A 25,800-nucleotide genomic window follows, 5' to 3' on the forward strand; every position below is an offset into this window, starting at 1 on the left:
GCAGGTCACGGCAGTGGCGGCGGCCGTGGGCCGTCATCAGCCACCGTTTCCGGCGGCAATGATTCACCGTAGAAGTGGCGCATCAGCGCTTCGTCCAGCGCACGTTCTTCCGGAGTCGCTGCACGACGCACCCGCGGGCGACGACGCGTGTCGGTCGTGGCCACATCGGCCGTTACCTGCTGCCGGGCCCACCCGGCAAACGCCGCCAACGTCTGCGACAACTGCACCTGCTGTTCCTGCGAGGCGACCAGCAGCTGCAGCAGCGGTGCCAGACCAGCCTGCAGGTCTTCGGCCAATGGCGTGGCTGCGGCCTGCGGTACGGCGGCAGCCGGCGCGCTGGCCGGACGTGCATCGGCCAGGCGCTGCAGCGCTGCCAGCAGGGCGGGCCATGGCGCAGGCTCCGGTACGACGGCCACCTCTGCCGGCGGCGGCGGCGGCGGCGGTGGCAGCTGCAACGCACTGGCGATGTCGGCCAGCTGCGCGACCACGCGGCCACCGACATCACTGTCACCGGCACCCATTGCCTTGTTGCGCAGGAAATCACGCTTGATCTGCGCCCAGCGTTGCGCGCGTTCTTCATCGAGTACGCCACGCAGCTCGGCCAGCTTCAGCAGATTCTCTTCGGCACCGGTGGTCAGCAGCTGCGCTTCGCCCAGGTAGTGGTCGGAGATCAGCTGCTGCAGCTCGTCGTCATTCATCACCGGCGAAATCTTCTCCGCCAGCTTGTTCATGTTGCGGTAGCTGCCCTGCAGGCGGAAGGGCGGCTCGGTGCGATAGCGGTCATCCTGGGCAGCGCTGGCGATGTACTGCTGGTTGACCTTGTAGACCACATCGCGGACCTGCAGCATGCGCTGCAGGGTGGCGGTGATCTCGTTGATCTCGGCGCCGCTGTAGGCGTGGCTCAGGCCGTTGGTGGACACATCCTTGCCCATCGCGCGGTCGACCAGCAGGTACAGGTCGGCCATCTCGCGCGTGGCCAGCGGCGCCAATACCGGGTTGGAAGTCAGGCTGTTCTCGATGTAGCTGAGCGTGAAGGCTGCTTCCATGCCACCGAGCACATCGCCCAGGTTGTAGATGTCGGCACGGTTGGCCAGCATGTCCGGAATCTTGAACACTTCGCCGGATTCGGTGTACGGGTTGCCGGCCATGACCACGCAGAACTTCTTGCCACGCATGTCGTAGGTGCGCGTACGGCCGCGCCATACGCCTTCGATGCGGCGCGTGCCATCGCACAGCGAGATGAACTTCTGCAGGAACTCGGGGTGCGTGTGCTGGATGTCATCGACATACAGCATGGTGTTGTTGCCCATCTCCAGCGCCAGGTTGAGCTTTTCCAGCTCCTGCCGCGAGGTGGCGTCCGGTGCCTGCTGCGGATCCAGCGACCGCACTTCGTGGCCCAGCGCCGGGCCGTTGATCTTCATGAAGACCAGGCCGAGGCGATGTGCCACGTACTCCATCAACGTGGTTTTGCCGTAACCGGGCGGCGAGATCATCATCAGCAGGCCCATCAGGTCGCTGCGCTTGTTCTCGCCAACGGTACCCATCTGCTTGGCCAGGTTGTCGCCGATCACGCCGAGATATACGTCGTTGATCAGCTTGTTGCGCACGAAGGACGACAACGGCCGGGCCTTGAACTCCGACAGCCGCAGGGTTTCGCGTTCGCGACCGATGATGCCCTGGCGCACCGCCTGATAGGCATGGAAGGCCGGTACGAACGCCTGCAGGTGATGCTGCAGGCGTGCCAGGAAATCGTCCAGCGACACGGTCAGGCTGCCGTTGTGGATGCGGGCGTGTTCACCCAGCAGGCCGCTGACCTCCGCCTGCAGCGGTGCATCGCTGGCACGGGTGCGCAGCTGTCGCTGCACCAGCAGCAATGCCGCTGCTTCTTCGACATAGCCGGCATGCGCCGACTGTGCCGGCAGCCCGGCGAGCGCCCGCAGCCATTGCCCGGCCAATGCCCAACGCATGGCCAGCGGATCCTGCGAGCGCTGCAGCGCACGTTCAAGCGCATCACGCTGGCCCGCCTGCTCCAGTTGCTGCGACAGCGCGTCCAGCAATGCCTGCGCGTGCCGGCTGGTGCTGAACACCGGCTCGCCGGCCACCAGTTCTTCGCCCAGGTATGCCGCTGCTGCATCGGCGGCGGCGGCGTCGAACGGCAGTGCATGCGCGAGTGCAAGGTCATGCAGCGCCTTGGCCATTTCCGCACGCAGGGCCTGGCGCCCCTCATCGGAACCGAACAGACGCGCGATGGCCTCGGCACCAGCCTGCCGGCCGGGCCACTGCGCCACGGCTTCATCGCGTTGCCGCGCGGCCCAGAACAGCAGTGCCAACGCACGCACATGGGGCGAATGCCGCAGCGGTCCGGCGGCCTGCTGCAGCGGCAACAGCGCGCGCAGGATCAGGGCGGCGTCATGGTCATGGATACCGCGCTCGTAGCCCTCGCGGTAACGGGGCGCGGCAAAAGCGCGGACCCGCTGGCCCAGCGCTTCCGGTTCGGCCGCATCGTGCTGCAGCTGGGCCAGGTCCAGGCCATCGCGGCCCTCCTCCGCAGCCAGCAACAGGCACCCGGCCAGGTATTCGCCGCGGTAGATCGCTGCCGATTCCGAATCCAGGGTCACCGGCCAGAACGGCTTGAGCGCATCAAGCTCGGGATCGTGCAGGGTCTCCAGGAAATCGGTGCCGGTGAGGTGGATGGCAAGGGTTTCACCCCGTGGCAGCAGGGTCAGGTCCAGCGCCTGGGTGTTCACGCTGAATCGATGGCGCGGACCAAGGCGGACCACGTTGCCGCCGGCCTCGTACAGGTCGCTGCGGTCGCGCAGCTGGCGCACGGCCTGGTCGCGCACGCCCTTCAGGCGCGCCTCGACATCGTCTGCCTTGACGTTGTCGCGCAGCGCACGCAGGCGCTCGGCCAGTTCACGCAGCTTGAGGATCAGCGGATCGCCGGCGAAGAACGCGTTGAGCTCGTCGGCCGTGCCGAACCGCTCGGTACGCTTTCCGAGGCCATCAAGGATGCGGTTGGCGGCATCGAGCACCGAGCGCGCCTTGCGCTGGCGATCATCCAGCAGGGCCTGCTTGTGCGTATCGAAGGCTTCGACCAGCTCTTCGCGCTTGCTCAGGATGTCGCCGAGGAACTGCTCGTGCTCGCCGAACTGGCTTTCCAGTTCTTCCAGCTGCACCAGCAGGCGCGACAACTGTTCGTCGGCCCGCTCAGGGTCGCTGGCCATCGCCAGCGCGCTGGTGATCGACTGCGAGAACAGGGCGAACTGGGCGGCGAACTGGGCCACGGCTTCGGCCGAACCCAGCGACTTGCGGCGCTGTTCGGCGCGTGCGCGCGCCTGGTTCAGGCGCCCGTACAGCAGCGAGATGGATTCGACGACGCGGGTGCGCGCGGTCGCATCGTCGACCTTCAGTCCGGCCATCAGCTCGGACAGCATGTCCAGATCGCCGGCCATGCCGCGCAAGCCGTCCAGCTGCTCATCCAGCTGGCGTGCACTGGCGGCCTGCTGTGCGGCTTCGTCCAGCGCCTGCATGCGGGCGGTCAAGGGGGCCAGTGCTGCATCGCCGGCAAGGAAGGCACCGGTGGCGGCGCCGACACGGTCGTGCGCCTGCACCAGCTCGGCGGCCATCGCCTCGATGCGCGCGGTATCGATGTAGCGCAGTTCGCGGATGGTCAGCAGTCGACCGCGCAGTGCGGTGATCGCGTTGAGCGCTTCGACGAAGGCCTGCACCTCGTTCCAGTTTTCCGGCTGCAGCCGGCCCAGCAGCGCCTTGTGCGTGGCCTCTGCCTCGGCCATTGCCTGGGCCGACTGCTGGCGGATCGACTGCACCTTTTCGTATTCGTCCAGCACCGATTCGCCGGTGGCGCTGATCTGCCGCAGCAGGGCTTCGGCGCCATCGCAGGCCTCGTCACCCAGCCAATGATGCGCATCGAAAAGCCGCCGGGTGTCGGCGACCAGGCGCTGGTAGCGCTGCACCGATACATCCTGGCCGTCGATCTCGCGCGCCAGGTTGAACAGGTTGGAGATGCCGCGAACCAGCTCGGCGTTGCCGATGCGCCCCATGAAGGTATTGCCGGGCGGACGGCTGGCGGCGAACTCATCGCTGCTGAAGGGCGTCTGCCAGACCTGCATCGGATGGATGCGGGTCGGCTCGGTGCCTTCGGCATGGAACAGCACCATGCGCCCGTCCTGCATGAAGGCATAGCCGTGGCCAAACACGGGGTTCTGCAGCACGCGCTGGATGGTGTTGTAGACGAACAGCGCCGAACGCCCGCCTTCGCGCTCGTAGAAGATGTACAGCACGTCCTCGCCGTTGGGCGAACGGATGCTGCGCTTGAACTGCATGCCATCCATCGAGGCGTCGAACGCCTTGTGCTCGCCACCCTGCAGGTAATAGCCGCCGGGGAAGATGATGCCGTGGTCTTCGGGCAGCTGCACGCAGGCCTGGACGATGGCATCGTTGCGCACGATGTCGCCGGTAAGCGTGTTGTAGATCAGTCCGCGCCATTCGGTTTCGCGGTAGGGCAGCACTTTCAGCAGCACCAGCGAGCCGACCCGGGCGAACTCGAACTGGGCGTCGTCCAGCGACTGCGTGCTGTCCTCCACCGGTTCGCTGTAGATGCCCTGCCCGGTTTCGGTGTTGTTCTCCACCTTGATGGTGAGATCGCCACCGGTGGTTTCCACGAACAGGGTATCGAGGATGTTCAGATGCGAATGGCGGCCGTTGACGGCAAGGTCGCGCGTGGCGCGGGTCCATTCGAAATCGAAGGGTGGCGGCAAGGCGATGTCACGCTCGCCGCGCGCATCGAGATAGGTCAGTTCACCTTCGCGTGACAACGCCCAGCGGAACACGCGCACGTCGCTGCTGCGCTCGCCGATCTGGAACGAGGCCAGCAGCTTGTCGCCCACCACGATCAGCTGCAGCAGGCGCGCATGCTTGTAGTAGGCGTACAGCTCGTTGAAGTCATGCACGAAGCCGGGCTGGTCGAGGAAACTGCCCTTCAGTTCAAGGGCAGCGACGTCGTAGCCATCAGCGCCCTGTACCAGCCGGTACAGACCGAACACATCTTCGATGCGGGTCTGGGTCTTGAGCCCGATGAACACGTTGTAGCCGAACAGCAGGCGATCCGGGCCGACCTGGACGATGTCGCGGCCGACACAGTTGTTCTCGCTGCGGATACGGAAACGGCCGACCACCTCCAGGCGGCTGTCGCCGAACTCGGCCAGGCGCTGGCGGTTCAGCTGCTCGGCAACGGCCTGCAGGCGCTCGCCCTGTTCGCCGAGACGGCGCCGCAGGACTTCATAGGCGCCGCCCTGGGCTACGGCCTGGTCGACGGTATCGCCGGCAGCCTCTGGTGCGACGGACTCGGTGGACGGTTTGGTTTCGGACATCAGCAGGTTTCCGGCTCACGGACGGCCGGCCGTCGATGCGGCCGGCACGGGTGGGCGATGGCGATGGCCATCGCCGGGTGGATCAGCGCGCGCTGTCGACCACGACGGTCGCCGCGACGGGCACGGTCTCTGCGTCCTCGGCGATCTGCCGCGGTGCATTGTCGGCCACGTTGACGCCCAGGTAGCGCTGCATCAGGTCCTGCACGATCGGACTCTTGCCGGCGAAGCCTTCGATCGACTTGCCCAGCGAAACCGCCTTGATCAGGTTCTCGAACATGCCGCCGTCGCCGCCAACCAGGTCGATGTCGGCGTTGCGCAGCGCGCTGGCGATGACGCCGGCGTTCTCGCGCGAAACTTCCTTGCCGGCTTCGATCGAGGCCAGCGCCTGCTTCAGGCTGTTGTCCAGCATCATGCGGAATTCTTCATGGCCGCGCGCCTGGTCGCTCAGCGAGGCGATGGCCTCGAACTTGCGGACCAGGCCCTCGGCCTCGGCCAGCAGCTTCTTCTGCACCACGCCGGCTTCGGCATTGCCCAGCGATTCGGTGGCGGTGGCGCGGGCCAGGCCCATCTTCTCCTCGCCCTGTGCCTGGGCCTGCAGCGTCTCGGCCAGCACGCGCGCCTCGTTGCTGCCCTGCTTCAGGTTCGCTTCGGCCTTGGCTTCGATCACGCGCGCCTCGGCGATGCCGACCTTTTCGATGGCCAGCGCCGACGCTTCGCGTACCTGCGCTTCGGCCAGGCCGGGTGCGGCCTGCTCGGCGCGGAAGGCGTCGGCCAGCAGGCGCTTGGCCTCGGCCTGCTTGCCGGCGGCTTCGTGCTCGGCCTGCGCCAGCGTGGTCAGCTCCACCGCGCGATGCTTGGAGGCGGTCTCGCGGGCCTGGGCTTCCTTCACTTCGCGCACCAGCGATTCCTGCGCCTTCGCCTCGGCTTCCAGGATCAACACCTGCTTCTGGCGGTCGGCCTCGGAGACTTCGCGCACTTCCTTGATGCGCTCTTCTTCCTGCGCCACGGTCTTGTCGATGGAGATGCGTTCGCGGGTGATGTTGGCCACGTCCATCTTGCCCTGCTCGACCACCTTGTCGCGCTCCACGCCCTGCAGCTGCACTTCGCGGTCGGTGGTGACCTGCTCCAGCTGGCGTGCGCGCTCGACGCGCTCGGCTTCGATGGCCACGGCGCGCTGGCGATTCTGCTCGGCCACTTCAACTTCGCGCATGCGGTTCTGCTCGCGGATGTCGATCACCTGCTGCGCTTCGATGCGGGCGTTCTCGGACAGCTGGCGCTGCTCTTCCTGCACCTTGGCGGTCTCGGCTTCCTCGCGCGCACGGATGGTCTCGATCTCGCGCTTCTGCCGTGCCTCGGCCTCGGCCTGCTGCCGTTCAAGGGCCAGCAACGCTTCGCGGGCTTCGACGTTCTTCTTGGTGATGGCCAGCTTCTCGTTCTGCTCCAGCTCGTTGGTCACCACGTTCTGCGCAGCGGTCAGCTCGGTGATCTTGCGGATGCCCTGCGCGTCGAGGATGTTGAACTGGTCCAGCAGCGACTTCGGGGTCTGCTCCAGGTAGTCGATGGCCACGTCTTCCAGCACATACCCATTGAGGTCGTTGCCGATCACCGCGATGATCTCGTCGCGGAATTCCTGGCGCTTCTCGAACAGCTCGGTGAAATCGAACTTCTTGCCGACCGTCTTCAGTGCTTCGGAGAACTTGGCGTTGAACAGCTCATCGACGGCATGCTTGTCCGACGCGCGGTCGGCGCCGATCGCCTTGGCCACGCGCAGTACATCGGCCTGGGTCTCGTTGACGCGCAGGTAGAACGCCACGGCGATGTCGGCGCGCATGTTGTCGCGGCAGATCAGGCCTTCCTTGCCGCGGCGGTCGATCTGCAGGGTGATCAGGCTGATCCGCATCAGCTCGGCGCGGTACAGCACGGGAATGATCAGCGCACCGGTGAAATGCACTTTCGGGGTGGAACTCATGTCGTTGACGATCAGGGCCACGCCCTGGTCGACCTTGCGGTAGAACGCCTTGAACAGGCCCGCCACGCCGAGCAGGAGGGCGAGGACCCCGCCCACGATGATCAGGAAGGGGAGCACGGATGCCAACGTCATTGATGTTTCTCCTTGTTGCCCGGAAGCAGGTTGTCCTGGAAGTCGAGGGCGACCGCGTCGGCGCGGACCACCCGGTAATGGTGTTGTGCAGCCACGTGCTCGACCAGCACGATGCGCTCGCCGCGCTGCAGTTCGATGTCGCTGCGGATCTGCAGGACCAGGCCGGCACCGCCGTCATCGACGGTGGCATGGCCACTGCGTGCGTCGACCTTCGGCGAAGCGACCACGCCGACCCGGCCCAGCAGCGAGGCCTGCGGCACCGGGCGCAGGCGCAGCAGGAAGCGGCGGATGGGACGGAGCAGCAGCGCGGTGACCGGCACGGCCGGCAGGGGTGCAAGCACCGCCACGACGGTGCCCAATGACCAGCGCAGCAGGTCGGGCAACGGCAGCAGCAGGTACAGATGGATGAAGTAGGTGAGGGTCCAGGCGAACAGGCTCAGCAGCGTCACCACCACCATGAGCGGCACGCCGCCCAGGCCCCAGCGCGCCAGCAGCGCTGACAGGCCACTGAGATGGGCATCGCCTTCAAGGGCGCCATCGGCACCGGCCTCGCCGAAACCGTCATCGACCAGGCCAAAGGCGGCAATTCCCCAATACAGAACCGCCACCGCCAGCGCTACGCTGTACGGGAGGGTCGGATAACCGAGTACGACGGTTAGGAATTCCTGCATCGCTTGCCTTCCTGGGCGGGGGCGCCAGGCGCCCGTTCGGAGCACGCCACCAGCGGCTCCGTCGATCCTCGTGCCGGCCCTCATGGCCAGCACGCTTGGGGATCATCCTATGTGAAGAGGGTGTGCAGGCTCAAATGTGAAGACCGGACACCTCGGAAGTGACCGTGTCTCAATCCAGCACGGCGCAATCGGAGCGCCGGACTTCTTCCACGAACGTGCGCATCTTGTAGCCGTCCTTGATGCCCGGCTCCAGTTCGATGCCACTGGAGACATCCACGCCCCACGGCAGGGTCGCCAGCACGGCGTCATGCACGTTCTCCGGCGTCAGGCCTCCGGCCAGCAGGAACGGCCGGTGCAGGCCGGTGGGGATACGCGACCAGTCGAAGGCCACGCCGGTACCGCCGCCGCCGCCCGGCGCATGGCTGTCGAACAGGAAGCCGGCGGCGCTGGGGTAGCGCAGCTGCAGGGTGCGCGCATTGATCTCCTCGCGCCCGCCCATGGCGATCGCCTTCAGGTAAGGCATATTGAAGCTGCGGCAGAAGCTCTCATCTTCCTCGCCATGGAACTGCAGCAGGGTCGGCCGCACGGTACGCAGCACCTCGCGCACTTCTTCCCTGCTGTTGTTGCGGAACAGCGCCACCACGTCGACCATCGGTGCGATCGCCTGGCGCATCGCGCGCGCTTCGGCCGGCGCGACCCGGCGGCTGCTCTCGCGGGCGAAGATGAAGCCCACCGCATCCACGCCCAGCTCGCCGGCCAGGCGCACGTCGCCGGCACGGGTCATGCCACAGAACTTGATGCGGGTACGGTAGTAGGAGCGGCTCATAGCGTTACCTCGGCGGGCAGATGCCAGTTGTCGGGGTACAGCGGCCCCAGGAACACCAGTCCCTGCGGAGGAGCGGTGGGACCGGCCACGGTGCGGTCGCGCCCGGCCAGCAGTTCGGCGATCCACTCCACCGGCTGCTCGCCACTGCCGACCAGTATCAACGAACCGACGATATTGCGGACCATGTGATGAAGGAATGCATTGCCGCGCACCGCCACCTCGATGACGTCGTCGTGGCGGCTGACCTGCAGCGACTGCAGCTCTCGCCGGGCATGCAGGGCCTGGCACTGGACCGAGCGGAAGGCGCTGAAATCGTTCTCGCCCAGCAGGGCCTGCCCGGCCAGGTGCATGCGCTCGGCATCGAGCGGGCGCCGCTCCCAGCTCAGGGTCTGCCGGCCCAGCGCCGGGCGCACTTCGCGATTGAGCAGGCGGTAGCGATAACGTCGTGCGCGGGCGGAGAAACGGGCATGGAAATCGTCGGCCACCGGCACGCACCAGCGCACGGCGATCGAACGCGGCAGGCGGGTAGTGGTGCCGAGCATCCACGCGCGCGGATCACGCACCACGTCGGTGTCGAAGTGCACGACCTGGCACTGGCCGTGCACGCCGGCATCGGTGCGGCCGGCGCAGACCACCTGCAGCGGGGTATCGGCCACCGATGACAGGGCCTGTTCCAGGCTGGCCTGGACGCTGGGTCCGCCCTCGCCCAGGTTCTGCCATCCCCTGAAATCGCTGCCGTCGTACTCGACGCCGAGCGCGTAACGCATGTGCTACCTCGATATTGCGGGTGGGGCGGCGCTCAGGCCGGGTCGCGCTCGGACCAGACCGCCAGTTCGTTGCCACCGGGCTCGACGAACTGGAAACGGCTGCCGCCAGGGAAAGAGAACACGGTCCGCACGATCTGACCACCGGCCGCACGCACCGCCGCTTCCATCGGCGCCAGCTGGTCGGCATACAGCACCAGCAGTGGCGCGCCTTCGCTGGCACGTTGCGGTTGGCCACGGAAGAAGCCTCCCTGCAGGCGGCCATCATCGAAAGCGGTGTAGTCGCTGCCGTAATCGACAAACGACCAGCCGAACACGACCTCGAAGAACGCGCGGCTCGCAGCCGGGTCGCTCGAGGCGAATTCAACGTAGTCGAGACGGCGTTCGCGGGTCATCGCAGGTCCTTGTCGAAGGGATGTCAGGGCAGGCGGGCCAGCAGTTCGCGGGCCTGCGCCTGGCAATGCAGGTCACCCCCTTCGGCAACCTCCTGCAGCAGGGTGCGCGCGGTCTGCGCGTCGCCCAGGTCCAGATAGGCGATGGCCAGTTCCAGCCGCTCCTGGCCGATACGCGGTGCCCAGTCATGGCTATTGTCTGCAGCAGACCCGACGGCGTCCTCGGCGGCAGCACGGTCGTCGTGCAGGTCGACCGGTGCAGCCGTCTCATGCTCATGCGGTTCGGCCGGCAGATCGAACACACCGCGGAACTGCGGCTCCTGTTCGGCCTGCAGCGCGTATTCGGGCACGGCCACCTCGGCTGGCTCGATGGGCGCCACCGCAGCAGCGCCGGCAGGATCGTCCCAACGCGGCAGATCGTTCACCGCAGCAGGCAGTTCAACCCGTTCGTCTTCATCAAGCTCACCCGCCCGCCACTCGGCCGGCGAGGCATCCTCATGGATGTCCGCAGCCGGCATGTCATGGTCGGTGGCAGCCCAGGCCGGCATCGCCGGTTCCTGGCGTCCGCCATCGGCGGCGAAGTTCCCCCCGGCGTCCTGTTCGGTCAGGGTATCCAGCGCGGCACCTGCCGGCAGCGCTGCTGCCAGGCCGGCGGCATCGTGTTCCTCGCGCAGCGGCGGCAGCGGCGAGGGCTTGCGACGACGCAGCAGCCAGGCGCCCAGGGCAACCAGCACGAGCAGCGGCAGGCCCAGCCAGTACCACGGCGTGCCAGCGCCGGGCGCACCGGGCGCCTGGGCCAAACGCTGCTGCGCGGCGGCCAGGTCGTTGTCCTTCATCGCGATCAGTGACTGCTGCTGCTCCTTGAGCTTCTCCAGCTCCGCCACGCGCTGCTTCAGATCGCCGATTTCGGCATCGCGGGTGGCGATGTCCTCCTTGGCCTGGCGCAGTTGTTCGTTGCCCAGCATGTCACCCTCGCTGCCGGCACTGGTGCCGGTGGTTGTGCCCGCGTGCGCGGCGTCGGATGCCAGCGCCGGAGCGATTTCAAGTCGTGCCCCGGTGGCCGCAGCCGGGGAAGAAGCAGCGCCATCGGCCTTGGCCACCGGAATCGCGGCGCCAGCCGGCTGTGGCACGGTGCGTGCCTGCCGCCACTGTGCGGCATGCTCGCGGACCAGCGCGGCGGCCTCGGCCGCATCCACCGCGGCCAGTGCGGTATCGCCCGGCATGCGCAGCACCGCGCCCTGCTTGAGCAGGTTGACGTTGCCACGGATGAAGGCTTCGGGGTTGGCACGCAACAGCGCGATCATCGCCCGGTCGCGACTGATCTGATTGCCACGGGCCAGCGAGCCGGCGATCTGCGAAAGCGTCTGTCCGCGCTGCACGGTCACACTGCCGTCTGCAGCGAGCGCTGGTGCAGGTGCAGGTGCAGGTGCAGGTGCTGGCGCAGGTGACGCGGCCCGGGGACGCGGTGCAGCAGGTGCGGCGGCCGCCGTGACCGGTGCCGGCTCGGGTGCGGTTGCAGCGGCGGCAGGCGCATCACGGACGATGGTGTCCGACAGCACGCCGGCCGGCGCGACGATCTCCGGTTCGGCCACGGCCAGTGCACTGGCCGGTGCATCGACCAGCGCCGAGTACTCACGCACCAGCCGGCCCTGGCCCCAGTCGGCCTCGACCAGGAAGCTCAACGAGGGTGTTTCCACTGGCGTCTGCGAGGTCACCCGCACCACCGCCCTGCCCTGCGCATTGCGGGTCAGCTCGAACTGCAGTTCGCTGACCAGACCCGCCGGGCGCTGCAGGCCAACGCGCTCGAAGGTGACCGGCGAAGCGAGCGCGACGCGCAGGTTCTCAAGTTCGGACGGATCGGCCGAGATCACCGGGATCTCGGCCAGCAACGGCTGTCCCGGCTTGGACAGGACCCGGATGTCGCCCAGGCCCAGGGCCATGGCCGAACTGCTGACCAGGGCCAGCAGCGCGGCGGAAAGACAGGTGAGCGGACGCCGTGCGCCCTTGGCTCGTTTATTCATGGGCGACACTATAAAGCGTGCGGACCACGGTCCGCACCCACCGGGGAGGCGGACTGCGCTAGTGCCGGCCAGCGGCCGGCAGGCACGGGCATGCACCGATAAGGCACTGCCGGCCAGCGGCCGGCACTACCGGTCATGCAACGGCAGGGATCAGCGCTTCTCGGCGGCGACCAGCTCGGCCAGCTGCACCGCGTTGAGGGCTGCGCCCTTGCGCACGTTGTCCGACACGATCCACAGGTTCAGGCCGCGCGGATGCGACAGGTCCTCGCGGATGCGGCCGACGTACACCGCGTCGGTGCCCGAGGCATGGGTGACCGGCGTCGGGTAGCCACCGGCCTCGTGACGATCCACCACCTCGATGCCCGGCGACTGTTCCAGCAACACGCGCGCTTCGGCCACGGTCACCTTGTCACGGGTTTCGATCGCCACCGATTCGGAGTGGCCATAGAACACCGGCACGCGCACCGCGGTCGGGTTCACGAGGATGCTGTCGTCGCCCAGGATCTTGCGCGTCTCCCAGACCAGCTTCATCTCTTCCTTGGTGAAGCCGTTGTCCAGGAAGTCGTCGATGTGCGGGATCAGGTTGAAGGCGATCTGCACCGGGAAACGCTGCGGATCGATTTCCTGGAAGCTCAGCAGCTGGCCGGTCTGCTTGCCCAGTTCTTCCAGTGCCGAACGGCCACCGCCGGATACCGACTGGTAGGTGGACACGTTGATGCGCTCGATGCCGTACTTGCGGTGCAGCGGTGCCAGCGCGACCAGCATCTGCATGGTCGAGCAGTTCGGGTTGGCGATGATGCCGCGCGGACGGTTGGCGACCTGGTCCGGATTGACCTCCGACACCACCAGCGGCACGTCATCGTCGTAACGGAAGGCCGAGGAGTTGTCGATCACCACCGCGCCAGCGGCAGCGAACTTCGGGGCGTATTCCTTGGACACGCTGCCACCGGCCGAGAACAGGGCGATATCCACGCCACTCGGGTCGAAAGTGGCCAGGTCCTGGATCCTGACCTTGTTGCCGTTGTATTCGACTTCGCCGCCGGCCGAGCGCTCGGAAGCGAGCAGGCTCAGGGTGCCGACCGGGAAATCGCGCTCGGCCAGGATGGCCAGCATGGTCTCGCCGACCGCGCCGGTGGCACCGACGATGGCGACGTGGAAGCTGCGTTGTGCATTGCTCATGGGGGAACTCTCACGAAAACGGGAAGGGGGAAAACTCACGCACGACAGCTGGGTTCGGGGAGCCTCCTCGGATGGATGCGCGGAGGTTCCCTATCGTTTCCCGCTTTTTTTGTCCGAGGTCGCGCGCGCGGCAAGGGCCGCGTCGGCGTTGATCGCGCTCGGCATGCGCGACGGGCTGCCATCCAGGCCAAGCCCGGCCAGCAGATTGTCCACGGCCAGCTGCACCATGGCCGTACGCGTGGCCAGCGATGCGCTGCCGATATGCGGGGTCAGCACGATGTTGCGCAGTGCCAGCAGTTCCGGCCGCACGTTCGGTTCGCCTTCGTAGACATCCAGGCCGGCCGCCGCCAGGCGACCGTTGGCCAGTGCATCGGCCAGCGCCAGTTCGTCGACGATGCCGCCGCGGGCGATGTTCACCAGGGTGGCAGACGGCTTCATCTTGGCCAGCGCGGCGGCGTCGATGATGTGGTGCGAGGCGGCGGTGTATGGCAACACGGTCAACAGATGGTCGGACTGCGCCAGCAGCGTGTCCAGATCCACGTAGGTCGCGCCGAGCGCGGCTTCGGTATCGGCCGGCAGCCGCGAACGGTTGTGGTAGAGCACCTTCATGCCGAAGCCGTGCGCGCCGCGATGGGCGATGCCCTGGCCGATGCGGCCCATGCCGAGGATGCCCAGCGTGCTGCCATGGATGTCGGCCCCCAGCATGGTCTGGAACGACCACTGCCCCCACTGGCCCTCGCGCAGCCAGCGCTCGGATTCGGTGATCCGGCGCGCGGTGGCCATCAACAGCGCAAAGCCGAGATCGGCGGTGGTCTCGGTGAGAACGTCCGAGGTGTTGCTGGCGAGAATGCCGGCGGCGCTGAGCGCGTCGACATCCAGATTGTTGTAGCCGACGCCGACATTGGCGATCACCTTCAACTGCGCGGCATCGGCGACCTGGGTCGCACCGATGCGCTCGTTGAGGGTGATGATCGCCCCGTCAACGTCGGCCAGCTGCGCGGCGATCTGCTGTGGCGACCAGGCGGTGACGGTATCGGTGGTGCGCAGCTGCACGCGATCGCGCAGCGGCGCGATGGCCGCGTCGATCAGCGGCTGGCTCACCCATACCGTCGGCCGCGTATCAGCCATCAAGCTGGCCGGGAATGCGCGGAGTGATGGTGCCGACATCGCCACACTGCGCGCGGTGGCGCAGCGCCTGGTCCATCAGCACCAGGGCCATCATCGCCTCGGCGATGGGCGTGGCGCGGATGCCGACGCAGGGATCATGGCGGCCGGTGGTGACCACCTCCACCACATTGCCGGCCGTATCCAGCGATTCACCGGGCAGGCGCAGGCTGGAAGTCGGCTTGAGCACCATCGAGGCGACCACCGGCTGGCCGGTGGAAATGCCACCGAGAATGCCGCCGGCATGGTTGCTGGCAAAACCCTGCGGGGTCAGCAGGTCACGGTGTTCGGTGCCCTTCTGCATGGCGCTGGCGAAACCGTCGCCGATCTCCACGCCCTTCACCGCGTTGATGCTCATCAGTGCGGCCGCGAGCTCGCCATCAAGCTTGCCGTAGATCGGCTCGCCCCAGCCCGGCGGTACATTGTCGGCGACCACGTCCACGCAGGCACCGACCGAATCGCCGGACTTGCGCAGCGCATCCATGTACGCCTCCAGCTCGGGCACCTGTGCGGCGTGCGGCCAGAAGAACGGATTCTCCTCGACTACCGACCAGTCGAAACCGGCCGGAGTGATCTCGCCCAGCTGCGACAGGTAGCCGCGCACGGTGATGCCGAAACGCTCGGCCAGCCATTTCTTGGCGACCACGCCAGCAGCTACGCGCATGGTGGTCTCGCGCGCCGAGGAGCGGCCACCACCGCGCGGGTCGCGGATGCCGTACTTGTGCCAGTAGCTGTAGTCGGCATGCCCCGGACGGAACTGCTGGCCGATGTTGCTGTAGTCCTTGCTGCGCTGGTCGGTGTTGCGGATCAGCAGCGCGATCGGAGTGCCGGTGGTCAGGCCCTCGTACACCCCGGACAGGATCTCGACCTCGTCGGCCTCGCGCCGCGCCGACGTATGCCGGCTCTTGCCGGTGGCGCGACGCTGCAGGTCATGGTTGAATTCGGCCGCGTCCAGCGCCAGCCCCGGCGGGCAGCCATCGATCACGCAGCCGATGGCCGGCCCGTGCGATTCGCCGAACGTGGTGACGGTGAACAGCTTGCCGAACGAATTGGAGCTCACGGGCGCTGCGCCGCCAGTTCGGTGATGCGCGCGCTGTGGGCGATCAGCTCGCGGCACTCGACCGCGAAGATGCCCATCTGGCCGACCTTGAATTCGACCCAGGCGAAATCCACTTCCGGCAGCAGCTTGATCAGGTGCTGTTCGGATTCGCCCACTTCACAGATCAGCAGGCCGTCCTCGCTCAGGTGCAGCGGCGCGTCGCGCAGGATCTTCAGCACCAGGTCCAGGCCGTCGTCGCCGGCACGCAGGCCCATCTCCGGCTCGTAGGAGTATTCCTGCGGCAGGGCGTCGGTCTCGTCGTTGGTGACGTACGGCGGGTTGGTGACGATCAGGTCGTAGTGGCGACCGGTCAGGCCGTTGAACAGGTCCGACTTCAGCAGGGTCACGTTGTGCGCCTGCAGGCGTTCCTTGTTCTCTTCGGCCAGTGACAGCGCCTCATCGCTGAGGTCCACGCCGTCCACTTCCCAGTTCGGATAGTAGTGGCCCATGGCGATGGCGATGCAGCCCGAACCGGTGCACAGGTCCAGCGCGCGGTTGACATCGCGGCCGGCCAGCCACGGCTCGAAGCCGCACTCGATCAGTTCGGCGATCGGCGAACGCGGCACCAAGGCGCGCGTGTCGCTCTTGAAGCTGAGGCCGGCGAACCAGGCTTCGCCGGTCAGGTAGGCAGCCGGGATGCGCTCGTCGATGCGGCGCTGGAACAGCTCCAGCACCGCCAGCTTCTCTTCGCGCAGCAGGCGCGCCTGGCCGTAGGCCGGGCCGAGGTCGTGCGGCAGGTGCAGGCCGTGCAGCACCAGCTGGGTGGCCTCGTCCAGGGCATTGTCGTAGCTGTGCCCGAAGGTCAGGCCCGCAGCATTGAAACGGCTGGTGCCGTAGCGGATCAGATCGATGATCGTGTGGAGTTCGGCGGCCGTTTCAGCGGTCATGGCGGTACTGCGGGCAAAGTGGCCCCCGATTATAGGGGTTGCCGCCTGCGCCGGCATCCGTTGCGGCAGAAACGATCCAGCCGCAGCCGGTATGATGGTGGCCACTTCCTGCGGCGGAATCCCATGTTCAATCGCAACGTCGGCATCATCCTGCTGATCGCCCTGGCGGCGGGCCTTGGCCTGCTCGCCGCCCAGCAGGTGTTCGCGCCGAAGCCGCCGGCCGGGCAGCCGGCCACCGAAGCGATCACCCTGTACCCGCAGCCGCGCACCCTGCCCGACTACAACCTGGCCCAGTCCGACGGCACGCGGCTGATTCCCGGCGAACTGAAGGGCCACTGGACCCTGGTGTTCCTCGGCTTCACGTTCTGTCCCGACGTCTGCCCGACCACCCTGGCCGAGCTGGCCGGGGCGCAGAACCAGTGGGAAGCCCTGCCCGACGGCCTGCGCCCGCGCGTGCTGTTCGTCTCGGTCGACCCGGAGCGCGACACCGCCACGCGCCTGGGCGAGTACGCCCATGGCTTCCACAAGGACACCCTGGCGGCGACTGCCGACATCCCCTCGCTGGAGCGCTTTGCCACCTCGCTGGGCTTCGTGTTCCAGAAGGTGCCGGGCAAGCACTTCGACGAGAATCCCGAGGATTACACCCTCGAGCACTCCGCCAGCCTGGCCGTGCTCGATCCGCAGGGCCGGCTTGCCGGCCTGGTGCGGCCCCCGTTCAATGCGCCGGCGATCGCCCGCGACCTGCAGAAGCTGACCGAGAAATCCGCCCCATGAGTCTGACCACCGCCCTGACGTACGTCCTGCCCCACCGCCTGCTGTCCTCGATGGCGCGTTCGCTGGCGTACTCGGACAACCCGCGCGTATCGCGCTGGCTGATCGACACGGTCACCCGCAAGTTCAACGTCAACCTGGATGAAGCGGCCAATCCGGACCCGCGCAGCTACCCGACCTTCAACCAGTTCTTCACCCGCGCGCTGAAACCCGGCGCGCGCGTGGCCGATGCCGATCCGCGCAGCCTGGTGATGCCGGCGGACGGCCGCATCAGCCAGCTCGGAAAGATCGACGCCGGGCGCATCTTCCAGGCCAAGGGGCAGTCGTTCACCGCCGCCGAGCTGTTGGGCAGCGCCGAGGACGCCAAGCCGTTCAACGAGGGCCTGTATGCCACGGTGTACCTGTCGCCGCGCGACTACCACCGCGTGCACATGCCGTGGACCGGCACCCTGCGCGAAACCGTGCACGTGCCCGGTCGCCTGTTCAGCGTCGGCCCGGCCGCGGTGAACAACGTGCCTGGCCTGTTCGCACGCAACGAACGCCTGGTCTGCCATTTCGATACCAGCTTCGGCCCGATGGTCAGCGTGATGGTCGGTGCGCTGCTGGTGTCGGGCGTGGAAACGGTGTGGAGCGGCGAAGAGATTCCGCACTACGGCGACCGCATCACCCGCAAGGATTACCGGGGCCGCGGCATCACCCTGCAGCGCTTCGAAGAGATGGCGCGCTTCAATTACGGCTCGACCGTGATCGTGCTGCTGCCGCCGGGCGTGGCCGAATTCGCCCCGCACCTGGATGCCGAGCATCCGGTACAGCTGGGCCAGGCACTGGCCAAGCTGCGCTGATTCTGCGGTAGTGCCGGCCGCTGGCCGGCATCTCCATTGATCCAACGCATCGAGCGTTGCCGGCCAGCGGCCGGCACTACCGGATGCGGGCGTTACTGCAGGGTCGGCGCCGGGCCGACGTCCATGCCGTCGTAGTCTTCCACGCCCATCTGCGTGGCCAGCGCGCTCAGTTCCTGGTTGCGCTTGTCCAGCGAGGTTTCGTCGTGCACTTCCACGCGCTCCACATGCAGCACGTGGAATGCAGCCTCACCGTCTTCCGGCTCCTGCTCGAACACTTCCACCAGCACATAACCCTGTGCCTGCAGGTGGGTGGCCAGTGCGTGCAGCGGCTCGGCGGTGGAGTGCACGAAGAAGTACCCCCACAGCAGCGGGGCGTCCAGGTCCCAGTCGGTGTTCTCGCGGAGGTTGGTGAACAGGTTGCGGGTGTCTTCGAGGTCCATGCGATATCCAGATTGCGGAAAGATTATTTGTCGCAGCCCTGCAGCTTCAGCACCTGGCCGTGGCGCAGGCTGTAGCCGGGGGCCTTGAGGCCATTGGCGCGGGCCAGCACCGGCACATCGCACTGGAACTTCGCGGCGATCCGGCCCAGGGTCTCACCCTTGCCGACCTTGTAGCTGCGGGCCGGCTTGGCGCGCGGGGCCGGCGCCGGGCGCGGCGCAGCCACCGGCGCGGCGGGCGTGGTCGGCACGCTGCTGGCGGCATTGGGATCGACCACCGGCACCACCCCGCCCACGGCCACGCTGCCGGTGTAGCTGGCAGCACTCGGGCGCACGATCGCGGCATTGAGGTCGGCGGTGATCAGGGTGCGGGCCAGATCGGCACGCGGGCCGCTGACGCAGTTGCGCGCGTACAGGCCAGCAATGCGGTTGGTGGCGTTGATGAGGGTTCCTGCCGGAATCCAGCCATCGGCCTCATAGCGCGCGTTGAGGTTGCGCAATGCGCGCATGTAGCCATCGCGGGTGCCATGGCTGCCCAGGCAGATGGTCAGTTCGTAGATCGTGGTCGAGCGGGCCAGGCGGATGGTGGCCGGCTGCGCGTTGATCTTCGGGAACTCCACGCCGTACTGCTGGGGGTGCAGGAAGATCCAGGACGCGGCGATCACCATCGGCACGTAGTCCTTGGTTTCGCCCGGGAACTGGTTGTAGACGCTGTCCACCCAGAAGCTCTGGCCCGGGTACTGCTTGTAGACGCGCGCTGCGCGGCCCTCACCGCCGTTGTAGCCGGCCAGCGACAGTTCGACGTTGTTGTTGAGCTCACGCATCCGCTCGTTGAGGTACGTCGCGCTGGCTTCAGCGGCGCTGCGCGCATCGAAGCGGGTATCGAAACCGGTACCGTCCGGGCCGAGGCCGAAGCGGCGGCCGGTAGCCGGCATGAACTGCATCAGGCCCGCGGCGCCCGCACGCGAGGACGCATGTACACGGCCGTTGGATTCCTTGGCCATGATGCCGAACAGCAGCGCCTCGGGCAGGCCGCGCTTCTCCCATTCCGGCCACATCACCGCACGCAGGTTCTGGTAGTTCTCGTAGGTGGTCATCAGCGCCGGGCGCATGTCGGTCAGCCAGCGGCGGATGCCGGCCTGCACGGCGGGGTTGTACTCGACCATGTTGTCGAAGGCATGGCGCTTGTCGTTCAGCAGCGCCGCTGCGCGGGCCGCCTCGGGCACGTCGGCAGCCAGCGGGCCGACATGGTCCGGGTCGGCTTCCAGGCGGTCGCCGGCTTCATCGGCCACGTCATCATCGGCGGCGGCATCGGCATCGTGCTTGAGCAGGCGCTTGTAGGTCGCCAGCATGTTGCTCATCTGGCAGCCCTTCTGCTTCACGCATTCGCTGATGACATCTTCCATGTCCTCCAGCGCGGCATCGGCCTCGTTGCGCCCCTTCGGATCGGCGTTGGCCACCAGCAGAACGGCATCGCTGTAGCGCTTCTCGGCTGCAGTCATGCGCTGCTGCAGGGCATCCACCTTCACCTTGTCCCGGGCCGAAACCCGCTGTGCGTGGGCCTCCGGTGCCAGGGAAACCAGGCCAGCCAGGGCCAGCAGCGGCCAGGTGCGGGAAATCAGGACAGGAACGGGCATTGGTGGCACTGTGTATGAAACAGGCAGGCAGAGTAGCGGCGCTGCCAAGGTCGGGGCAAGCCGACCTTCGGCCCGTCACTGTCGGCGGTTAACATTGGCACATTCATCACAAGGGCTGGACCATGGATCCGATTCTGCTCGGCAAAGGCATCACCGACGATGTGGCTGTCACCCTGCTGCCGAGACTCGGCAACCGCCATGGGCTGGTCGCCGGCGCCACCGGCACCGGCAAGACCGTGACCCTGATGACCCTGGCCGAGGGCTTCTCGCGGATCGGGGTACCGGTGTTCCTGGCCGATGTGAAGGGCGATGTCTCCGGCCTGGCCGTGCCGGGCACCGGCGCCGAGAACCTGCTCAAGCGCGCGGCCGAGATCGGCGTGAGCGACTATGCCCCGGCCGCCAGCCCCACCGTGTTCTGGGACCTGTACGGCAAGCTCGGCCACCCGGTTCGCACCACCGTGAGCGAGATGGGCCCGACCCTGCTGGCCCGCATCCTGGAATTGAACGACACCCAGGCCGGCGTGCTCGACATCGTGTTCAAGCTGGCCGACGACCGCGGCCTGCTGCTGCTGGACATGGACGACCTGCGCGCCTTGCTCGGCCTGGTGGCAGAGGAGCGCAAGGACATCTCCACCGAGTACGGCCTGGTCAGTGCGCAGTCGGTGGCCGCCATCCAGCGCGCCCTGCTGCGGCTGGCGCAGGACGGCGGCGAGCATTTCTTCGGCGAACCGGCGCTGGAACTGGCCGACATCATGCGGGTCAACCATGACGGCCGCGGTGTCATCGGCATCCTTGCCGCCGATCAGCTGGTGCTCAAGCCCAAGCTGTACTCCACGTTCCTGCTGTGGCTGTTGTCGGAGCTGTTCGAGCAGCTGCCCGAAGTGGGCGACCTCGACAAGCCGAAGCTGGTCTTCATTTTCGACGAAGCGCACCTGCTGTTCGACGATGCGCCGCCCGCTCTGGTACAGCGCATCGAACAGGTGGTGCGGCTGATCCGTTCCAAGGGCGTGGGCGTGTACTTCTGCTCGCAGTTCCCGGACGACGTGCCGGCCAACATCCTTGGCCAGCTCGGCAACCGGGTACAGCACGCGCTGCGCGCATTCACCCCGCGCGACCAGAAGGCGGTGAAGACCGCCGCCGAGACCTTCGTGCCGAACCCGAAGCTCGATGTGGTGAAGGTGCTCAGCCAGCTCGGTACCGGCGAAGCGCTGGTCTCCACGCTACAGGACAAGGGCGTGCCGATGCCGGTGCAGCAGACGATGATCGCGCCACCCCGCTGCCGCATGGGACCGGTCACCGACACCGAACGTACGCAGGTGCGTGCCGGCAGCCCGGTCGGCACGCGCTACGACACTGCCGTCAACCGCGAATCGGCAGCCGAACTGCTGGCGCAGCGCGCGCAGAAGGCCGTCGAGAAAACCGATGCCCCGGCCGCGCGCAGCCGTGAGCAGGACGAGGCGCAGGAAGGCGGTTTCGGGCAGTCGATCAAGGACGCCATTTTCGGCACCAAGCGCCGCCAGGGCATGATCGAGACGATGGCCAAGCAGACCACGCGTACGGTCGGCACCAAGCTGGGCAACCAGATCGTGCGCGGCATCCTCGGTGGCATCTTCGGCGGCAAGCGCTGAGAGCCCCGGCAGTTCCTTTGCGGCGCGCCGGCAACGGCGCGCCGTAGTTGTTTCATTCCGCACGAGAAGCCGCATTACATGTCGCGTTGGCGTCCCCCCGCAGAAAAGAGCACCGCGCTGATCACCGCCGCCGGCCATGCACGTTTGAAGGCCGAGCTGGATGAGTTGTGGCGGGTGCGTCGACCCGAGGTGGTCAAGGCGCTGGCAGCAGCCGCGGCCGAAGGCGATCGCTCGGAGAATGCCGAATACACCTACCGCAAGAAGCAGCTGGGCGAGATCGATCGTCGCGTGCGCTACCTGACCAAGCGCCTGGAATCGCTGCGCGTGGTCGACACCACGCCGACTGATCCGCAAGCGGTGTTCTTCGGTGCGTGGGTTGAGCTGGAGAACGTGGACAGCGGGCAGACCAGCCGCTACCGCATCGTCGGGCCGGATGAGACCGATGCGGGGCTGGGCTGGATCAGCATCGATTCGCCCTTGGCGCGGGCCTTGTTGAAGAAGCGCCTCGATGATGAGTTTTCAGTGGAACTACCCAGTGGCAACCACACCTTTGCGGTGATCGGTGTGGAGTACGAGACCGCGGCCAACGGCTGAGCCTGTGGCGGGCAGCGGCGCTCAGCCGGGCATGGGCCCGGTTCTACAGAAGCGGCGGCGGATAGCGGCGCCCTTCGCGCAGCGGACGGAAATAATCGTCGTTCGCGTAAAAGGCTGGCGCCTGGTCGGTGTGCCAGCCGGGAATACCCGCCAATGGCAGCGGACGCAGTTCCAAGGGATCGAGCAGCACCCTGCCCTCCTCGATGGCGCGCGCGACCGTGTCAATGCAGCCCGCATCGTCATCGCCCTGCAGCACCACGCATTTGCCGACCAGCAGCCGGCCCGGCAGCAGCGCCTGTTCCATCAAGGCATGACCGAATACCGCGGCGATGGCGATCCGTCCTGACTGCCAATGGATCGGCTCGAACAGCACGCGCCACTGGTGAGCATCCCAGGCTGCAAGCAACGCCGGATCGCACACGCGCACCACCACGCCGGTTTCATCGAACTGGGTCAGCGCGGCCTGCGCGCGGTTGCGGTGTCCTGCGGCCATGCCCTCGATGTGCCGGCATTGCTGCGCGTTGAGTGCGCACTTGATCGGCAGGTAGCGTGCCCAGACCAGGGCGTTGAACAGGTCGTGCCAGTTGCCCGCACGGGTTGCGATGCGCCCTTCGGCAATGCGCGTTTCGTAATGCAGGCCGTCTGCCAGCAACGCCGCATCCTGTTCAACAAAGCGCTTGCCCGGCAGCGCCAGGCGCGCGTCCAGATCGACCACGCGTGGCCAGTCCGCTGCCGTCAGCAGATCACCGAACCCGGCGATACCGGCAAACAGCGGATGATCGAACGCAGCCCTGTCCACCGCTGCACGCAGCGGCGGCACGAAGCGGCGGGGGCCGCCATCAGCAGCCTCCGCCCCGGTCACAGCACCTTGAGGTCGAATGCCGGGCGCGTGGTCGGCGGCAGTGCGTCGCCGTAGAGATCGTGCTCGTCGCTCTCGGTGATTTCCACGTCGACGAACTCACCCACGCGCAACGCCACCTGGTCTGCGTTCTGGATATGCACCAGGCCGTCGATCTCCGGCGCATCGGCCTTGGAACGGGCCACCGCGATATCGCCTTCGATGGCATCGACCAGGCATTGCTGCACCGTGCCGATCTTGGCTTCCAGACGCGAAGCCGAAATCTGCGCCTGCTTCTCCATGAAGCGCGCCAGTCGTTCCTGCTTCACTTCTTCCGGCACCGGGTCCGGCAGGTTGTTGGCCGTAGCGCCCTCCACCGGCGAGTAGGCGAACGCACCGACGCGGTCCAGCTGCGCTTCGTCCAGGAAGGACAGCAGCTCTTCGAACTCGGCCTCGGTCTCGCCCGGGAAACCGACGATGAAGGTCGAACGCACGGTGATGTCCGGCGCGATGCGGCGCCAGTTCTGCACCCGCTCCAGGGTCTTCTCGACCGCGCCGGGGCGCTTCATCAGGCGCAGGATGCGCGGGCTGGCGTGCTGGAACGGGATGTCCAGGTACGGCAGGATCCGGTTCTCGGCCATCAGCGGCACCACGTCATCGACGTGCGGATACGGATAGACGTAGTGCATGCGCACCCACGCATCCAGTTCGGACAGGCCTTCGCACAGTGCCTTCAGGCGGGTCTGGTAGGCCTTGTCGCGCCACATCTTCTCGGCGTACTTCACATCCACGCCGTAGGCAGAGGTGTCCTGCGAAACCACCAGCAGTTCGCGCACACCGCCGCGCACCAGGCGCTCGGCTTCGCGCAGCACCTCGTCCACGGGACGCGAGACCAGCTTGCCGCGCATCGACGGAATGATGCAGAAGCTGCAGTGGTGGTTGCAGCCTTCGGAAATCTTCAGGTATGCGTAGTGGCGCGGGGTCAGCTTGATGCCGTAGTCCGGCACCAGATCCACGAACGGGTCGTGCTTGGGCGGCAGCGCCGCATGCACCGCTTCCATCACGCTCTGGTAATCCTGCGGCCCGGACACCGCCAGCACGTTCGGGTACGCCTCGCGGATCTGCTCCGGGCGCTTGCCCAGGCAGCCGGTGACGATGACCTTGCCGTTCTGGTTCATCGCCTCGCCGATGGCATCCAGCGATTCGGTCACCGCCGAATCGATGAAGCCACAGGTGTTGACCACCACCACGTCGGCCGAATCGTAGGACGGGACGATGTCGTAGCCTTCCGACCGCAGCTGGGTGAGGATGCGCTCGGAATCGACGAGGGCCTTCGGGCAGCCAAGGCTGACGAAGCCGACTTTGGGGTTCAGCTGGGGCATGGAATCGCGGGACTCTGGGGGCCTGGGCCCCTGCCGGCATGGCAGGGGGACCTGGGGGCCGGGGCCTGAAAGGGCGCCAGTATACCGGGGTTGGCGGATGGTCTTGGTGGGTGGAACTGAATCGCCCCTCCCCCGGCCCGCCCAGCCCTTGAAATGCCTCCGCCAACTCCCGCAGGACACCTTAAATCACGTCCACGGCCCCGACATCTGTCGAACATACCCTCGGAATACATGCTGACATGGAGGTATTGAGCCGTCCTCGCTGAGTGCCAATACAAACCACCTTGAGCTCGTAGCTGCCAACAAATGGGCCGGTATGATGATCGACAGCAGATGCAGTACAACGACCATTGTCAATCGAGACATTGCCATTGGACTCCCCTGCAATGGAACTTTGATAACGGGCAATTCCTACCGAGTGGAAGTTGACCCCCAAAGGCGCGCTGCCGCTGGGCGCCAAAGCATGCACGTAATAGGCCGCTCGCGGGGCATCCGTACTCTCCGTCGATTTCTCTGACTCCGCCTGCTTGTCAGCAACCCCCATGCATGACCACGCGGCCACAGACTCACCTCCAAGAACCGTATCACCGCGCCTGACTTCAGCGCCGGTTTCCTCACACGAAGCCTGATGATAGAGCTTGGTAGCCTCGGTTTGATCGTCATAGCGATAGACAAGCCCGCCCTTGCCATCTTCGAACAACCGCAACTCGACAACAACCTGACCTCCATCGAAGTCGGTCAGAGCAGCAGTCCTTGTTATCCACTTCTTTCCATCACGTGACGCCAGCTCATGATCCGTATAGGACCTGTCACTCGCGTGCGCTGAAGCAGACGCCAGTGCGAGAGCAGCCATCCAAACTCCTCCAATAATCCGTTTAGTATTCATCAAAATCGTTCCCATCCATGATCCGAAGAAAATATAGAACACCGACCTGAAACAGCCCCTGCGCCTCCCGGCGGCGCCACCGCCCCATAAAATCAGCCTTCAAATCATATTCGTTGACCTTTTCCATTCCACCGGACGCTTTAATGAAATCATCGTCAGAGGCAGCCGATTCTGCAGTCAGAAAATCCGGAGCCCACTCAACTGACATGGCGACCATGCGCCCGCCCCTGAACACCCAGCCACCCGATCCCGCACAGCCGCTGACATCGCGCTAACCCGCCCAGCACCGAC

At 66.6% G+C, this 25,800-nt stretch carries 21 protein-coding genes; 4 read left to right on the plus strand and 17 right to left on the minus strand.

The window, feature by feature from the left end; genetic code table 11:
- Window positions 1–5: 5 nt before the first annotated feature.
- The 11 genes from CLM74_RS15145 to prmB form a co-directional block, all read right to left on the minus strand.
- Complete coding sequence (locus tag CLM74_RS15145; RefSeq protein ID WP_105164430.1) at window positions 6–5,390, minus strand: DNA repair ATPase; 5,385 nt, start codon at window positions 5,388–5,390, stop codon at window positions 6–8.
- A gap of 82 nt (window positions 5,391–5,472) precedes the next feature.
- Window positions 5,473–7,491, minus strand: coding sequence for a hypothetical protein (locus CLM74_RS15150; protein WP_025876158.1), 2,019 nt, complete (start codon window positions 7,489–7,491; stop codon window positions 5,473–5,475).
- Window positions 7,488–8,162, minus strand: a complete 675-nt coding sequence (locus CLM74_RS15155) for a DUF1449 family protein (protein ID WP_032975011.1) — start codon at window positions 8,160–8,162, stop codon at window positions 7,488–7,490. Before CLM74_RS15155 ends, CLM74_RS15150 begins: the two co-directional genes overlap by 4 nt.
- Window positions 8,163–8,331: 169 nt before the next feature.
- A complete protein-coding gene (locus CLM74_RS15160; protein WP_025876155.1) occupies window positions 8,332–8,988 on the minus strand; it encodes a phosphoribosylanthranilate isomerase in 657 nt (218 codons plus the stop codon).
- Complete coding sequence (gene truA, locus CLM74_RS15165) at window positions 8,985–9,755, minus strand: tRNA pseudouridine(38-40) synthase TruA (RefSeq protein WP_025876154.1); 771 nt, start codon at window positions 9,753–9,755, stop codon at window positions 8,985–8,987. Before truA ends, CLM74_RS15160 begins: the two co-directional genes overlap by 4 nt.
- Before the next feature lie 32 nt (window positions 9,756–9,787).
- On the minus strand, window positions 9,788–10,147 hold the full coding sequence (locus CLM74_RS15170; protein ID WP_025876153.1) for a VOC family protein: 360 nt from the start codon (window positions 10,145–10,147) through the stop codon (window positions 9,788–9,790).
- A 23-nt stretch (window positions 10,148–10,170) separates the two neighbouring features.
- Window positions 10,171–12,165 (minus strand): FimV/HubP family polar landmark protein, encoded by a 1,995-nt coding sequence (locus tag CLM74_RS15175; RefSeq protein WP_105164431.1) that lies wholly within the window; start codon window positions 12,163–12,165, stop codon window positions 10,171–10,173.
- Between the two features lie 150 nt (window positions 12,166–12,315).
- Window positions 12,316–13,344 carry an aspartate-semialdehyde dehydrogenase gene (locus CLM74_RS15180; protein ID WP_105164432.1) on the minus strand — a complete coding sequence of 343 codons (1,029 nt, stop codon included), beginning with the start codon at window positions 13,342–13,344 and terminating at the stop codon, window positions 12,316–12,318.
- A 90-nt stretch (window positions 13,345–13,434) separates the two neighbouring features.
- Complete coding sequence (locus tag CLM74_RS15185; protein ID WP_105164433.1) at window positions 13,435–14,472, minus strand: D-glycerate dehydrogenase; 1,038 nt, start codon at window positions 14,470–14,472, stop codon at window positions 13,435–13,437.
- On the minus strand, window positions 14,465–15,568 hold the full coding sequence (gene aroC, locus CLM74_RS15190; RefSeq protein WP_025876145.1) for a chorismate synthase: 1,104 nt from the start codon (window positions 15,566–15,568) through the stop codon (window positions 14,465–14,467). The genes CLM74_RS15185 and aroC overlap by 8 nt, the downstream gene beginning before the upstream one ends.
- Window positions 15,565–16,494 carry a 50S ribosomal protein L3 N(5)-glutamine methyltransferase gene (prmB, locus tag CLM74_RS15195; RefSeq protein WP_025876143.1) on the minus strand — a complete coding sequence of 310 codons (930 nt, stop codon included), beginning with the start codon at window positions 16,492–16,494 and terminating at the stop codon, window positions 15,565–15,567. The genes aroC and prmB overlap by 4 nt, the downstream gene beginning before the upstream one ends.
- Before the next feature lie 123 nt (window positions 16,495–16,617).
- Between prmB and CLM74_RS15200 the strand changes: the two genes are divergently transcribed.
- The gene (locus CLM74_RS15200; protein ID WP_032975016.1) at window positions 16,618–17,268 is read left to right on the plus strand and encodes an SCO family protein; all 651 of its coding nucleotides are present in this window, start codon (window positions 16,618–16,620) and stop codon (window positions 17,266–17,268) included.
- Window positions 17,265–18,107: an archaetidylserine decarboxylase gene (gene asd, locus CLM74_RS15205; protein WP_025876139.1), complete on the plus strand. Its 843-nt coding sequence runs from the start codon at window positions 17,265–17,267 to the stop codon at window positions 18,105–18,107. Before CLM74_RS15200 ends, asd begins: the two co-directional genes overlap by 4 nt.
- Before the next feature lie 92 nt (window positions 18,108–18,199).
- Here the strand turns inward: asd and CLM74_RS15210 are convergent, their stop codons facing one another.
- Both CLM74_RS15210 and CLM74_RS15215 read right to left on the minus strand, forming a co-directional pair.
- Window positions 18,200–18,547 (minus strand): ribonuclease E inhibitor RraB, encoded by a 348-nt coding sequence (locus CLM74_RS15210; protein WP_025876137.1) that lies wholly within the window; start codon window positions 18,545–18,547, stop codon window positions 18,200–18,202.
- Window positions 18,548–18,570: 23 nt separating this feature from the next.
- A complete protein-coding gene (locus tag CLM74_RS15215; RefSeq protein WP_105164434.1) occupies window positions 18,571–20,181 on the minus strand; it encodes a transglycosylase SLT domain-containing protein in 1,611 nt (536 codons plus the stop codon).
- 122 nt (window positions 20,182–20,303) lie between these two features.
- Here CLM74_RS15215 and CLM74_RS15220 point away from each other — a divergent pair, with 122 nt between their 5' ends.
- On the plus strand, window positions 20,304–21,809 hold the full coding sequence (locus CLM74_RS15220; protein ID WP_105164435.1) for a helicase HerA-like domain-containing protein: 1,506 nt from the start codon (window positions 20,304–20,306) through the stop codon (window positions 21,807–21,809).
- A gap of 78 nt (window positions 21,810–21,887) precedes the next feature.
- Entirely contained in the window at window positions 21,888–22,403 is a 516-nt protein-coding gene (gene greB, locus CLM74_RS15225; protein WP_025876131.1) for a transcription elongation factor GreB, read from the plus strand.
- 43 nt (window positions 22,404–22,446) lie between these two features.
- On the opposite strand, the gene CLM74_RS15230 is transcribed toward greB, so the two are convergent.
- From CLM74_RS15230 to CLM74_RS15240, 4 genes are all read right to left on the minus strand, one after another.
- Complete coding sequence (locus CLM74_RS15230) at window positions 22,447–23,265, minus strand: DUF3025 domain-containing protein (protein ID WP_105164436.1); 819 nt, start codon at window positions 23,263–23,265, stop codon at window positions 22,447–22,449.
- Window positions 23,262–24,623 (minus strand): 30S ribosomal protein S12 methylthiotransferase RimO, encoded by a 1,362-nt coding sequence (gene rimO / locus CLM74_RS15235; protein WP_105164437.1) that lies wholly within the window; start codon window positions 24,621–24,623, stop codon window positions 23,262–23,264. Before rimO ends, CLM74_RS15230 begins: the two co-directional genes overlap by 4 nt.
- Before the next feature lie 181 nt (window positions 24,624–24,804).
- Window positions 24,805–25,524 (minus strand): hypothetical protein, encoded by a 720-nt coding sequence (locus tag CLM74_RS21545; RefSeq protein ID WP_158684158.1) that lies wholly within the window; start codon window positions 25,522–25,524, stop codon window positions 24,805–24,807.
- Window positions 25,499–25,726 carry a hypothetical protein gene (locus CLM74_RS15240; RefSeq protein ID WP_105164438.1) on the minus strand — a complete coding sequence of 76 codons (228 nt, stop codon included), beginning with the start codon at window positions 25,724–25,726 and terminating at the stop codon, window positions 25,499–25,501. The genes CLM74_RS21545 and CLM74_RS15240 overlap by 26 nt, the downstream gene beginning before the upstream one ends.
- Window positions 25,727–25,800: the final 74 nt, after the last annotated feature.

It is taken from the genome of Stenotrophomonas sp. MYb57 (assembly GCF_002966815.1).
GTDB classification, from domain to species: domain Bacteria; phylum Pseudomonadota; class Gammaproteobacteria; order Xanthomonadales; family Xanthomonadaceae; genus Stenotrophomonas; species Stenotrophomonas indicatrix.